Raw genomic sequence first — 13,856 nt, 5'->3', positions numbered from 1 at the left:
GAGAACAAAAAAGGTGTCACCTGGCAGTGCGGCAGGTGCAACCTGTTACGTTAAAAGGTTGTGAAATTGTTAATCAAACTAGGTGTGTTAGTAACATTTAACAAGAGGAGGCACGCCGTAATGGGCTAAAAAGAGAGCATTTTGCCAGGATGAATTTCTGTAATTGCAGAATAAATGACGTTAATTATTCATATTATGATAATTAAACAGGATAATGTGCAGGTGCAACCGCCCGATTTTTAGACGTTTTGTGTTATTTCACTGAGATGACAAAAAAAGCGTCGAAATATCAATCATCAGCCTTTCAGAGAGATCTACTGTTTATTCAGCGCGGGTGCGGTACTCTGCTGAAATAAGAGGAGGAGCTTAATGATGCAACCGTTCCCGAGACTTTCCGCCAACACTCTTGAGGCGATCAACACGGTGGGGCAGTGGCTGGCGCAGGATGATTTCTGCGGCGGGCCTGCTTACCCGGCAGACTGCGTGGTACTGGCGGGCAATGCCGTCATCCCGACAATTGACGCGGCCTGCCAGATAGCCCAACAGCAAGAGGTTCCGCTGCTGATCGCTGGTGGGATTGGTCACTCCACGACCTTCCTGTATGCCGCCGTTGCCCAACATCCCCGTTACAACACGATCCAGACGACCGGACGCGCCGAAGCCGCCATCCTGGCGGATATTGCCCGGCAGTTCTGGCACATTCCCGCAGACAAAATCTGGCTGGAAGATCAGTCAACTAACTGCGGAGAGAACGCCCGTTTTAGCGCGCAAATGATCGCGCAGGCCGCAACACCGATTAACACGGCCATTGTGGTACAGGATCCTACGATGCAACGGCGTACCGTAGCGACCTTTCGCCGGGTAACCCGTGACGATCCGGACGCACCGCGCTGGTTGAGCCATCCGGGATTTACGCCTGTCTTGTGTCAGCAGGAGGACGATATTGTATTTGCTAATGACCCTGGCGGCCTGTGGAGCATCGATCGCTATTTAGCGCTGGTGGTGGGCGAAATCCCGCGCTTGCGCAATGATGACACCGGCTATGGACCTCGGGGGCGTGACTTCATTGTGCATGTGGATTTTCCGCCGGAGGTCGAGGCCGCGTGGCAGATCCTGCAACAGGATGCGGCGCTGAATGAGGCGATGAACCACCGTTCGTTACGCTAACTCCTGCCCGTTTGGGAGTGTTTTCTCTCAAACGGGCAAAACAAAAATGCCTGCGTTTTCGTTCTCCCCAGCCTGACCCCTCTCTTTTATGAAGCAGTTCACAGAATTACGACACCAGCCGGGATCGCCGAGGCATGATTGATGTTTATTAACAATAGTTTCACTTGTTAAAAACAATTCAATCACAGGAGTAGCGCATGTCAGTACCCGTACAACATCCTATGTATATCGATGGACAGTTTGTGACCTGGCACGAGGATGCCTGGATTGATGTCATCAACCCGGCGACGGAAGAGGTGATTTCGCGTATTCCTGATGGTCGTGCAGAAGACGCGCGCAAAGCCATTGCAGCGGCGGACCGTGCGCAGGCTGAGTGGGAAGCGCTGCCAGCGATCGTTCGTGCTGGCTGGCTGCGCAAAATTGCCGCCGGGATCCGTGAACGTGCTGGCGAAATCAGTGCCTTAATTGTGGCTGAAGGAGGAAAAATTCAGCAACTGGCCGAGGTGGAAGTCTCTTTTACTGCCGACTATCTCGACTATATGGCGGAGTGGGCTCGTCGCTATGAAGGCGAAATTCTGCAAAGCGATCGCCCTGGCGAGAATATCTTGCTGTTTAAGCGCGCGCTGGGGGTCACCACCGGGATCCTGCCGTGGAATTTCCCGTTCTTCCTGATCGCCCGTAAGCTGGCTCCGGCCCTGTTGACCGGGAACACCATCGTGATTAAACCCAGCGAATTCACGCCCAATAACGCGATTGCGTTTGCCAAAATTGTTGATGAGATTGGTCTGCCGCGTGGTGTGTTTAACCTGGTGCTGGGGCGTGGTGAAACCGTCGGCCAGGAACTGGCCGGTAACCCGAAAGTGGCGATGGTCAGCATGACCGGCAGCGTGGCAGCAGGTGAAAAGATTATGGCGACTGCGGCGAAAAATATCACCAAAGTGTGCCTGGAGTTGGGTGGCAAGGCGCCAGCGATTGTGATGGATGATGCCGATCTTGAACTGGCGGTCAAAGCGATTGTGGATTCCCGGGTCATCAATACCGGACAGGTTTGTAACTGCGCGGAGCGTGTCTACGTACAAAAAGGGATTTATGACCTGTTCGTGAACCGCCTGGGCGAAGCCCTGAAAGCGGTACAGTTCGGGAATCCAGGCGAGCGTAACGATATCGCCATGGGGCCGCTTATCAATGCCGCGGCCCTGCAACGTGTGGAGCAGAAAGTGGCGAGGGCGGTACAGGAGGGGGCGCGGGTGGCGCTCGGCGGCAAAGCCGTTGAGGGCAAAGGTTACTTCTATCCGCCAACATTGCTGTTGGATGTTCGTCAGGAGATGGCCATCATGCACGAAGAGACCTTTGGCCCTGTGCTGCCTGTGGTGGTCTTCAACACGCTGGAGGAGGCTATCGCGATGGCTAATGACAGTGATTACGGCCTGACATCGTCTATTTATACGCAGAATCTCAACGTCGCGATGAAAGCCATTAACGGGCTGAAGTTTGGTGAGACTTATATTAATCGCGAGAACTTTGAAGCAATGCAGGGCTTCCACGCGGGATGGCGTAAGTCGGGGATTGGCGGCGCAGACGGCAAGCACGGGCTGAACGAGTATCTGCAAACCCAGGTGGTTTATTTGCAGTCCTGATCGGCAAAGCAGGGCGGAGGTTTCACTCCGCCTTTACGCTTAAAGTTTGACGAACTTATCAAGGGTACGGATCAGTTGCGTCACGAATCCGTATTCGTTGTCGTACCAGGCCACTGTTTTTACCAGTTGCAGATCGCCCACCTCGGTAATTTCGGTCTGGGTGGCATCAAACACAGAACCAAAGTGCGAACCGATAACGTCTGAAGAGACAATTTCTTCATCGGTATAGCCAAAAGATTCATTGTTGTGCGTGGCTTTCTTCAGCGCGTTGTTAACCTCTTCCGCCGTCACTTTCTTAGCCAGAATCGACACCAGTTCAGTGACAGAACCGGTTTTCACCGGCACGCGCTGAGCATGACCTTTCAGCTTGCCGCTGAGATCCGGAATAACGAGACCAATTGCTTTTGCCGCGCCTGTGGTATGCGGAATGATGTTTTCAGCGGCCGCACGCGATGCGCGCAGATCTTTGCCACGCGGACCGTCCACCAGCGACTGCGTGCCGGTGTAGGCGTGAATGGTGGTCATGGTGCCCACTTTAATACCAAAATTGTCGTGCAGCGCTTTCGCCATCGGCGCCAGGCAGTTGGTGGTGCAGGAAGCCACCGAAACAATCACATCACTGGCATTCAGCGTGTCATCGTTAACGTTGTAGACAATGGTCTTCATATCGCCAGCCGGCGCGGAGATCAGCACTTTTTTCGCGCCAGCATCGATATGCGCCTGAGACTTTTCAGTTGAGGTATAAAAGCCGGTGCATTCAATAATGACTTCCGCTCCTTTCGCTTTCCACGGGATATTCTTGGCGTCTTTTTCTGCATAAACCGCGATCGTTTTCCCGTCAACAATCAGCGCGTCTTCGGTAAAGTCCACGCTCCAGGGGAACGGACCATAGTTAGAGTCATGCTTTAGCAGATAGGCAAGGATTTTAGGGGAGGTGAGGTCGTTGATCGCGACCACATCAACATCGCTTTTGACTTCGAGTAACCGACGCAACACCAGGCGACCAATACGACCAAAACCGTTAATGCCAATTTTACTCATGATTAACTCCTGTGAGGATGTAGCGGACATTCTTTTTTCCCTACCAGGCATAGTCCAGGATGCCGGGGTGAGCAATCGCACATCTTGCCGTTAACCCTAACTGTCTGAAATGCGGCGTAGAAAAGTTAATGAATTTTTAAGGAAAGATCGCTATGTTGTCGCTTTATTGTTTTTTACTCAGGAAGTGTTATGGGCAATAAGTACTCAAGCCTGCAAATTGGCATCCACTGGCTGGTCTTTTTACTGGTGATTGTCGCTTACTGTGCGATGGAGTTTCGGGGCTTTTTTCCTCGCAGCGATCGTCCCCTCATTAATATGATTCACGTTTCTAGTGGGATAGCGATTCTGGTGCTGATGGTGGCGCGTCTGCTGATCAGGCTGAAATATCCGGCTCCTCCCATCGTGCCCAAACCGAAGCCGATGATGACCGGACTGGCGCATCTTGGGCACCTGGTGATTTATCTGCTGTTCATCGCGCTGCCATTGATCGGCATGGTGATGATGTACAACCGTGGTAATCCGTGGATGGCCTTTGGTCTGGTGATGCCGCACGCGGCAGAAGGGAACTTTGACCTGGTGGATACGCTGAAATCCTGGCACATCACGCTGGCCAATCTGGGCTATTTTGTGATTGCGTTGCATGCCGCCGCCGCGCTACTGCACCACTATTTCTGGAAGGACAACACGCTGCTGCGCATGATGCCGCGTAAACGCTAGCGTGATTATACAGGCGCGGGGAGCGCTTCCGGCGCCTGTATTCTGCGGGCGACTTTGCAAAGTTTAGCGGTAATAGGCAATGACCTGTATCACGGTACTGATTGGCCCAGGAATTTCGTCACCGGAGGTACGAATAGCGCGCGCCGCCATTCTAATGGTGTGACCAGACTCACTGTCAGCGAGCCCATCAACCTCGCTATAACCCTTGATCAGTTCATGCGCCTCGACATAACGGTCTGCTCTCACGGGCATAGCCGGGTCGCCTGAAGGTTGGTGTTGATAATCTCCCCATGCCAGTTGAATTCTGTAATGGTGCGCGTCGTCTGTTCCCGGAGCAATAATGCCTCTGCGGATATCCATTACACGAGTAACAGGAATCATTGTGAACTGTATCTTATGCTTTCTGTCGTCGAATGATGCCGGGCATCGGATTGTAAAACTGGCATCTTTCCAGCGTGAGACGACAGCGGTTCCGTCATAATCACCCATGTTGATACTGACATGGTCACTCTTGATATCGCAGGTCGGAGGCTGAAAAAATATCGTCGCTTTTATTATTCTTGAATCATTAATATAGGCACGACCCTCCCGGGTAATCCTGTTGGTTTCTGAGCTGGTAAAAGAGTATCCCGATTTCTCATAAACCATTCCCACTTCCGGACCGATTACGGTCAGGGCGCCCGCGTCAGATGGAATATTTTGCCCGGGAATTTTCCAGTATTTTATCGTGGCATAAAGGTGAGTGTAGGACGTCGCTTCATCCCACCTATCCGTAAGGGGATAAGGTTGTAACGAGTTGTATCGCGCACGAAATGATTCCGCCGCAGATATCCCAATCCCCGGAACGTTAGTCGCATAAATATAGTCATTCCCCTGATGGGCAATAGCAGGTGTAGCCGAGAGCAGGGTAAAGCGAGGAGAGAGTCCGTCGATGTCACAAACCCCAACATCGAGATCAATAACGTGATTCTCAGCCGTATAAATAACGGCCCACTCAGACAGTGGCAACGGCAATGACATGCGAATGTTATCAACATTGACCTCGGTTGCCTTATAGATCTCAGGCCACGTGTGATAACGCGTTATCGCGCGGGGTTGGGATTCGCAGTGAATAACCGTCGCCGACGCTGATGCTGCATTCAAAAACAGAACCAGCATAGCTAACGTGAAAATAGACCTAATAATGCGATGGCTGGCAATCTAAGTGGATTGCCACATCAGTTTTAAATATCTCATGTTATTAACATTGCGTAGCAAAAAATCAACTCCGACACGCGACGACGCGTATCGTTACCTAATAAACTCGCTTTAGAGCTTTTATTCTGTTCGCCAGGCTCACTGTTAAAAGGGTCACTATTACTGGTAATTAGCGATAACCTGTACCACGGCGTTGGCAGTGCCTGGTGCTGAATTACCGGCGGTACGAATATACCGCGCCGCCATCTTTATGGTGTTATCTGAACCGTGGAATCCGTTCCCCCCTACAGGGGTATCATCCGCACTGAAGTTGGGGTTAAGCGTATTGGCAGCAACATAACTGTTTAAGACGACGGGGTTTAACGGTTCTTGTGAATTCTGCGTGGTGTAATCACCCCAGGCCAGTTGTATCCCATAGCCCTGGGCACCTGTGCCGTCGAGCGCGATAATCCCTCTGTTGGCATCCACCACTTGGGTGTAAGGCGCTATACTGATCTGCACTTTTCCGTTTGGGGAATTAGGTGAAAGTTCTGACTTGGGGTCAATATTATAGGGATAAGTATAGGTCGATTTGGAGTTCGTCATTCCATCATATCCCATCGCATTCGGACATATCAAATTGAAACTGGCATCCTTCCAGGGGAAAGGTGCGGTTGAATCGCCCATATCCACCTTAACATTGTCCCCTTGTATATTGCAGGTGCCAGACTGAAAGGTCATGGTAATGGTTAAAATTCGCGACCCACTAATATAGGCCTTATCGTCACTGACTATCCGGTCGGGGTTCGAACTGGTAAAGGTGCTACCCGAGGACATATATAAAACGGCGGTGTCGGGTCCGGTAATGGTGACCGGGCCGTTATAGGCGGGAATAGTGCCAGGAATTTTCCAGTACTTTATATCTGCTTCAAACTGGAGGCCTAGAATATCCCGGGTATAAAAAAGTGCTTTAGGATAAGCGTTCACAGCATTTTTCCCGACGACATCGGGTGCTGAAACAGAAATGCCAATACCAGAAATATTGGTGCTATAAATGTCATAGCCGTTTATGGAGCCTACAGGCTGTGCGTTGTTCAGAAAAGCATAATACGTGCTGACAACGGAGTTACAGTTTCCTGTATCAATGCCAATAATCGCGTTTACAGAATAAATGGTGTGCCAGTCGGGGATATTAGCTCCTAAGGTAATGGTCGCCCCTGGTGAGGTTAGATTAAAGGGCTGATGCATCGTCGACCATTGGTTATAATTATTGGTGGAGCTTGTTGATGGGTCGCATTTAACTACATAGGCCGAGGCCGAGGCAATATGGAAGAAAAAAAGAATAAATAGATATTTCAAAAAAGACATAGCTACACCTTTTGGCATACGGCAGTAAAGCGCTGGATCGCGTTTTTACCTTTCGCGCTGGAATCATCTGGATTAAGGGAATAAGGGACACGACATTGATTATTCGCGTTCTCACCCCATTTCACGAGCAATGTTCCTTTTTGCTTACTGACTTTAACGTAAATAACCCCGCCCTGGGACACCGCACCCACGTGCGTGTCTTCATCATCAAAAATGTCGGCGCCAAAGGGGAGCGGCTCTCCCTGCCAGCTTGTGGTAATCAGCACCGGCGTGCCGGTATGGGTAGCAAATTTTACTTTGACCACCGATCCTGAACGCGGAACAACATTCTGCGCCGTGTTTTCAAAGTCAACGCCCAAATCAGAGCCTTCAGGGTTAATACCTATCCGATTTTCCTGATAGGGGACCAGTGACGGTGACAGGGCGTAGCCTGAACCATCAATGACGGCACCTGCATAACCCGTGACTTTGGCACCTTCTGCCCCTTTTGCTTCAATCAGGGCATAGTTATCGCTGCTGTAAGGCGAGAAAGTGACCCCACCCGAGTGGACGACCATCCCCCCGGACATCCCGACGGAGGTACTGCTATAGCCTTTACCGGTGCTGTAGCTACCGTTCATCGTTGCCTTGCTTCCCTCCCAGGTTCCGCTGACGCTGCCAGAGCTTCCCGAATTGTCATCATGCGCACCGCTAACGTTGTAGCCGTATTTATTGTCTTCACCGAACGAGCCAGAAAGGTTTGCCTGTTGACCACGTCCGCCGGCACTGTCCTGGTTATAGCGCATGCTCAGATAAGGCATTCCTGTACCATTACCCATGCCTAACGGCATGGAAAACGTCAGATACCAGGTGGTTTGATCATTTCCGTTTCCCGCTTTGTTTCGGCTGGCGTTAATGCTGTAGTTCAGCAGCTTATAGTTATTGGAATACCCCAACTGATACTGGGTGTTGTAACCCTCGTTGTTATTCCAGTAGTTTTGCATTGATGAGCTGACATAAAGGTTACCCAGCCCGGCAGGGAGGCCCTGATTAAAGCTTAATGAGAACTGATTTTTAGAACGGGAGACGCTATCCGGATCGCTGCCATTATTCATTGCGTCGCGTGTACTCATGGCGGTTTGAAAATCCATATAACCGGAGCTGGAATAACGATAGGCAGCAATCGTGATGTTACTGTTTGTCGCATCAAACAGTTTGTTGTAACTCAGTCGATAACTTTGCCCCATCGGATTACCGATCTTGCCGCCGATCTGACTCGTCGATTGAGTGACATCCGCGCTGATCGCCCCCGCTCGCGTACCTATTGCTCCCCCCAGCAGGGCAGCCTGATAGTGCTGACTGTACTGTAAGCCCGTATAGGCAGTCAGGATATTGGTTAAGCCGCGCATGTAGGTTGTTTCATAGAACAACGGCATTTCAGCGGCGTTGTAGTCGCGAAGCTTGCCAACCGTTGCAGTGAATTGCTGGGTCCCCGGACGCAGTGATTGCGCCAGAGACGAATAAGGCACTGAGTATTGCTGGGTGCTACCGTCCGCTTCTTCGACGGTGACATCCAGATCGCCGCCATACCCTGTCTGCCCGAGATCATCGATCAGAAACGCTCCCGGTGTCACGGTGGTCTGATACAAAATATGGCCAGACTGACGTATCGTCACTTTAGCATTCGTCTTCGCGACCCCTCGGATTTCCGGCGCGTATCCACGCTGAGAGGCGGGTAACATTCTGTCGTCGCTGGCCAGTTGTGCGCCGGTATACGAAACCGAATTAAACATCTGGCCTGAGGTAAAATATTGACCAAGATAAAGATGACCATGAACAAACTCGGCATCGCGTTGTACATAGCTATTGCTACTTTGATAGCCGCCGCCCTGTTCCGGTGTCCAGGTATAAGAGCCATTGTGGCGAAAGTACCAATTACCAATATTTAGCCCGGCATTTAACGAAGAATAGAGCGAACGTGCCGTGTCGGCATTATTGTAGTGGGAGTCATAGCCATTGACATAATAGCCGAGCATCAGCGCCGGAACACCACTGTCCCAAAGTGACGGATCAACACTTCCTTGCGCCGTGTGCTGAAGGTAAATTTGTGGTATTTCAATATTAAGTTGCTGCTTATCCGCATCAAAATGTACGGTGGCATTTGGCAAGAGTTGGGAGAGGTCAGAACATGCTGCGGGGTTAGACAGTTCGCTGCGCGAATCTTTTGGTACTCTGTCCATATTAAGTTTAATCAACTGAATGATTTTCGGCGTTAAACAGGCCTCAGCCCGGTATTTATCGACTTCAGTAAAAGTGACCTCTTCATGTGAAATTTGAGAACCATTCACAATGATATCGATAAGGTATTTTCCGGGGATAACATTTGAGCCGTAGGTGAAGCGATTTACATCGATTTGATTTGCCCTGTCCTGGCGCAAAAGTTGTGTGTCAAATTCAGCAGCAGTCTCTTCAGATGAGACAGACTTATCCTCCCCAGAATGGTTCTCAGTGTCATTAGCGGTAGCGCTAAATGAGAAAGACAATATAACTGTAGAAAAGCAACAGAGATAGAATCCGGGGAGAAATTTATTTGAAATAGACACACGATCTACCCTCAAAAGGCGTTAGCGTTTCGCTTTATGATCAATGAGCGCTCCATAGTCATTGATTGTGCTAAAAGATAACCCATCAATATTGCCCGTATTGTTCAAAGGGAATTGTTTTGTTTCACCCGGTGCCAGCATTTTACCGGCAGTTTCAGATGTGATGTTCTTGTCTTTAAAGTTAACACTAAAAATAGTGACGTTATATTTTGAGCTGTTTTGCACCGTGGCATTTTTACCATTTAATTGCCAGTGTAATTGTTCTGGTGCATCACTGCTTTTACCTTCTAACCCTTCAGGGCGGTAAAAAAGTTTAATACGCGTGCGAAAGACAACATTGAGTTTCTGTTTGATGTCGTCACTGTTCTTATCTTTTGCCGGGACCTCAAGAACATTGAGCCAAAACACTGACTCTTTGTCAGTAGGGAGCGCTGGAACCCCGGTATAGCTGATACGCAGCGTCTGGCCCTTATTCGAGTCTACCCGATTGATCGGCGGAGTGATCACGAAAGGGACGGATATTTTTTCGGGTGACGTGTTCTCATTCCCCGTATCGATCCAACTCTGAATTAATACAGGTCTGGCGTTTTTATTTGTCAGGCTGAGCGTAACCTGACTTTTACTTCCCTGGTATATGACTCTGGTTCCATCCAAAACAATACTGGCGTGACCTGGCTGACTCATCATCATGCCAGCACTAAGGGCGCAATATACTGTTGCTGCCTTTTTACTGAAAAATAACATACAAAATACCTAAGGTTTAACCAGGGAAATAAAATAAGTGATTACTGATACATCAGCTCATAATCCACAGTGCTGACGACTGACCCCGCAGTTGCAGAACCGGCTGCCGATACATATTCAACAAAATAGGGCATCCGGGTTTTACCACCTGCTTCAGTGTCAATAGCGGTGAATTGTGACGTGGTTGACTGACCTGGGTCGTTCACTTTAATTGTGCTACGATTCGAATCCAGCAGGCGGAACTGAACATTTGTCGCTGCATCAGTTGACGCTGTATTATTCAGATAGCCCTGGTTGTCACCGTTAGCACTTTTAAAGTTGGCCGCCACTTTGGTTTTTGCAGGCGTACCCAGGGTGCAGTTTTCAGCCACAATAAAGAACGGTACCTGGCCTGCAGAGGAGTTTGCACCAGCCAGCGCTGTTTTTGAAACTTCGTCCAGGGCAATTGTACCTGTACCAGCCGTTCCAACAGCGGCGCCTTTATATTCCAGAGAAACGTCGCATGTTGCATCTGTAATATTACCGTTAAAAGTAATGGTATTTGCTGCGAAGGCGTGCGGTAGATTAACTAAATTCACCGCCAGAATTGTGCCAGCAGCTATTAATTTATTAAATTTCATTTATAGCTCCATCAGAGTGTCGCACTCGTCTTTGTGTAAAATAACTATGGAATAATAAAAGGGACTATTACTACTATATTATAGTAGCTTTAGGTGTCATAATTTATGCCCCATTATAATGGAGGTCTATTGTTTTATGGTCCATTTTTGTACTTCAAATTTTGGTTTGAATTATAAACTGTTAATTTTATTTGAATTTAATTAATTATTAACAATGTAATATACAATATTAAGTATGCGGATAATCTATATTAAACATACATTGCATTAACAATATCTACGAAATTATTTTTAGATGGATACTGTTTTGTGTCATTTTTGCAACCATGTTTTTACCGTGATAGCCATTTTCTGCTATCATAGTGGCATGTGTACGTAGGTTGGTAATAATAAAAAATGAAGAGCACATTCAATCCAGTAGAGATGGCGGGGCCCATAAGCACGCGCGTTGAATCGCCCTATTTGACGATATTGTTGGATACACTTGATTCGCACCTGCGCTATCAGCAGTGTCCTGTTGGTAAGCGCATTACCATCAGCGCCGCTCACCAGCCTGATTGTTATATTATTCGTAAGGGGGCGCTCTCACTTTACCGGCAGCCCGATGATATTCTTATCGAACTTATCGAAGCCCCGACACTACGTGGGATCATCCCGGTACATGAGTCCTCCCGATCAATACATATCCTTCGCGTTATTGAACCGGCTGAAATCGCCACGTTGAATAAAGAGGATTTATAGGCGCTGCTGACAGAACACAACCTGTGGGAACCCTATGCCAGACATCTGCAACTGATCGCCAGCATGGCCGCAGAGGTACTGTTTAAGCTCGTCTCACCCACCGTATTTGAGCAGGTTCGCTATCAGCTTTTTGAGCTCATGAGCAAACCGCAAACACTGAGAGAGTCGATCACCGCCGAGAATTATATCCGCGGAAAAACCCGGCTTTCTCGTTCCGCAGTGATGAACGTGCTCTCGGCATTAAAAGCCGGAGGCTACATTACAATACTGAATGGGCATCTGAAGGAAATAAAACATATTCCAGCGCAGTTTTAGATATTTGCAAAATTGATATTTCTGGCATGAGATAAATCTACATAACCTAAATTAAAACAGGGCTAAAGTATGGTTTTCGCCGGTGATGAACGAAAGGTACATAGGTAAACCCGCCTTTAAAGGCTGAAACAGTGAAATTTAACGCTCACTAAATAGAAAACGCTTTTTTTCCCTCCTGCGATTAAAACTCTGATAGTATACCCCCCTATAGTATTAAGGGGGGCCTATGCCGCATTCACCTGAAGATAAAAAACGTATTCTGACTCGCGTCCGACGCATTCGGGGGCAGGTGGATGCCCTGGAGCGTGCGCTGGAGTCTGGCGAACCTTGCCTGGCTATCCTGCAACAAATCGCTGCGGTCCGCGGTGCGTCCAACGGTTTAATGGGCGAAATGGTTGAGATCCACCTGAAAGATGAGCTGGTGAGTGGTGAAACCACTCCTGACCAGCGCGCCGTGCGTATGGCTGAAATCGGCCACCTTCTTCGCGCTTATCTAAAATAAACCTATCACCTCGCAATAAAGGGAAGAGACAGATGAAATCACGTGCAGCAGTCGCGTTTGGCCCCGGTCAGCCGCTCAAAATTGTTGAGATTGACGTCGCAGCGCCGAAAAAAGGCGAAGTTCTGGTTAAAATTACCCACACCGGGGTTTGCCACACTGACGCGTTTACGCTGTCTGGTGACGATCCGGAAGGTGTGTTCCCGGCGGTACTGGGACATGAAGGCGGCGGTGTAGTGGTCGACGTCGGCGAAGGCGTGACCAGTCTGAAGCCGGGCGACCATGTTATCCCGCTGTATACCGCCGAATGCGGAGAGTGCAAATTCTGTAAATCCGGGAAGACCAACCTCTGTCAGGCCGTGCGCGCCACCCAGGGAAAAGGTCTGATGCCGGATGGCACCACCCGTTTTTCTTACAATGGTGAACCAATCTATCACTACATGGGTACCAGTACCTTCAGCGAATACACCGTATGTGCGGAAATCTCACTGGCGAAAGTCAACCCGCAAGCCCCGCTGGATAAGGTTTGTCTGCTGGGGTGTGGCGTCACTACGGGCATAGGTGCCGTGCATAACACCGCGAAAGTCAAAGAGGGCGATACCGTTGCCGTGTTTGGCCTTGGCGGGATCGGCCTGGCGGTGATTCAGGGCGCTGTACAGGCGAAAGCAGGGCGTATTATTGCTGTCGATACCAACCCGGAAAAATTCAAACTGGCGGCTGAAATGGGCGCAACCGACTTCATTAATCCGAAAGATTATGACAAACCGATCCAGGAGGTGATTGTTGAGCTCACCGACGGTGGTGTCGACTTTAGCTTCGAATGTATCGGTAACGTCGACGTGATGCGTGCGGCGCTGGAATGCTGCCATAAAGGATGGGGCGAGAGCATCATCATTGGTGTTGCCGGGGCGGGCCAGGAAATTAAAACTCGCCCGTTCCAGCTGGTGACAGGCCGGGTCTGGCGCGGTTCCGCGTTTGGCGGCGTCAAAGGGCGCACCCAGTTACCGGGCATGGTGGAAGAGGCAATGGCCGGGAAAATCCAGTTGGATCCGTTCATTACCCATCGTTTGCCGCTGGAGCAAATCAACGACGCGTTTGACCTGATGCACGAAGGTAAATCCATCCGTACCGTTATCCATTTTGGCGATAACTGATTCATCCGCCAGCGGAAATCACCGCTGGCGCTTTCCATTTTTTAACATAAATGTTGTCAAACTGTGACGAAAACGGCGCTTTTCCCGGTAAGTAA

Annotated in this window: 13 protein-coding genes; 7 read left to right on the top strand and 6 right to left on the bottom strand. The window is 49.5% G+C overall.

The annotated features are described in order from the left end of the window. Window positions 1-372 precede the first annotated feature (372 nt). Together KI228_RS11370 and aldA are read left to right on the top strand one after the other, a co-directional pair. Window positions 373-1,167, top strand: coding sequence for a YdcF family protein (locus tag KI228_RS11370; RefSeq protein ID WP_061070679.1), 795 nt, complete (start codon window positions 373-375; stop codon window positions 1,165-1,167). 197 nt (window positions 1,168-1,364) lie between these two features. Further along, window positions 1,365-2,804 (top strand): aldehyde dehydrogenase, encoded by a 1,440-nt coding sequence (gene aldA, locus KI228_RS11365; protein ID WP_061070083.1) that lies wholly within the window; start codon window positions 1,365-1,367, stop codon window positions 2,802-2,804. Between the two features lie 39 nt (window positions 2,805-2,843). On the opposite strand, the gene gap is transcribed toward aldA, so the two are convergent. Further along, window positions 2,844-3,845: a type I glyceraldehyde-3-phosphate dehydrogenase gene (gene gap, locus KI228_RS11360; RefSeq protein WP_054176214.1), complete on the bottom strand. Its 1,002-nt coding sequence runs from the start codon at window positions 3,843-3,845 to the stop codon at window positions 2,844-2,846. Window positions 3,846-4,034: 189 nt separating this feature from the next. On the opposite strand from gap, the gene cybB reads away from it, so the two are divergent. Next, a complete protein-coding gene (gene cybB, locus KI228_RS11355; protein WP_043000618.1) occupies window positions 4,035-4,562 on the top strand; it encodes a cytochrome b561 in 528 nt (175 codons plus the stop codon). A 63-nt stretch (window positions 4,563-4,625) separates the two neighbouring features. Here cybB and KI228_RS11350 read toward each other — a convergent pair whose 3' ends face one another. From KI228_RS11350 to KI228_RS11330, 5 genes are all read right to left on the bottom strand, one after another. Beyond that, window positions 4,626-5,720 (bottom strand): hypothetical protein, encoded by a 1,095-nt coding sequence (locus tag KI228_RS11350; RefSeq protein ID WP_141227533.1) that lies wholly within the window; start codon window positions 5,718-5,720, stop codon window positions 4,626-4,628. Window positions 5,721-5,918: 198 nt separating this feature from the next. Continuing rightward, on the bottom strand, window positions 5,919-7,106 hold the full coding sequence (locus KI228_RS11345) for a hypothetical protein (RefSeq protein ID WP_061070085.1): 1,188 nt from the start codon (window positions 7,104-7,106) through the stop codon (window positions 5,919-5,921). A gap of 2 nt (window positions 7,107-7,108) precedes the next feature. Then, the gene (locus KI228_RS11340) at window positions 7,109-9,688 is read right to left on the bottom strand and encodes a fimbria/pilus outer membrane usher protein (protein WP_192575741.1); all 2,580 of its coding nucleotides are present in this window, start codon (window positions 9,686-9,688) and stop codon (window positions 7,109-7,111) included. 21 nt (window positions 9,689-9,709) lie between these two features. After that, on the bottom strand, window positions 9,710-10,432 hold the full coding sequence (locus KI228_RS11335) for a fimbrial biogenesis chaperone (protein ID WP_044257850.1): 723 nt from the start codon (window positions 10,430-10,432) through the stop codon (window positions 9,710-9,712). A gap of 41 nt (window positions 10,433-10,473) precedes the next feature. Continuing rightward, window positions 10,474-11,052 (bottom strand): fimbrial protein, encoded by a 579-nt coding sequence (locus tag KI228_RS11330; protein ID WP_052443920.1) that lies wholly within the window; start codon window positions 11,050-11,052, stop codon window positions 10,474-10,476. 474 nt (window positions 11,053-11,526) lie between these two features. Between KI228_RS11330 and KI228_RS11325 the strand changes: the two genes are divergently transcribed. From KI228_RS11325 to KI228_RS11310, 4 genes are all read left to right on the top strand, one after another. Next, window positions 11,527-11,793: a hypothetical protein gene (locus KI228_RS11325; RefSeq protein ID WP_141227532.1), complete on the top strand. Its 267-nt coding sequence runs from the start codon at window positions 11,527-11,529 to the stop codon at window positions 11,791-11,793. A gap of 63 nt (window positions 11,794-11,856) precedes the next feature. Beyond that, a complete protein-coding gene (locus KI228_RS11320) occupies window positions 11,857-12,108 on the top strand; it encodes a helix-turn-helix domain-containing protein (RefSeq protein WP_130097082.1) in 252 nt (83 codons plus the stop codon). A 226-nt stretch (window positions 12,109-12,334) separates the two neighbouring features. Further along, window positions 12,335-12,610: a metal/formaldehyde-sensitive transcriptional repressor gene (locus KI228_RS11315; RefSeq protein WP_003833178.1), complete on the top strand. Its 276-nt coding sequence runs from the start codon at window positions 12,335-12,337 to the stop codon at window positions 12,608-12,610. 32 nt (window positions 12,611-12,642) lie between these two features. Beyond that, the gene (locus tag KI228_RS11310; protein WP_043000619.1) at window positions 12,643-13,761 is read left to right on the top strand and encodes an S-(hydroxymethyl)glutathione dehydrogenase/class III alcohol dehydrogenase; all 1,119 of its coding nucleotides are present in this window, start codon (window positions 12,643-12,645) and stop codon (window positions 13,759-13,761) included. The last annotated feature ends 95 nt before the right edge of the window (window positions 13,762-13,856 follow it).

Source organism: Citrobacter amalonaticus, assembly GCF_018323885.1.
In the GTDB taxonomy this organism is placed as follows: domain Bacteria; phylum Pseudomonadota; class Gammaproteobacteria; order Enterobacterales; family Enterobacteriaceae; genus Citrobacter_A; species Citrobacter_A amalonaticus.
This window is presented reverse-complemented; position numbering and strand designations above follow the sequence as displayed.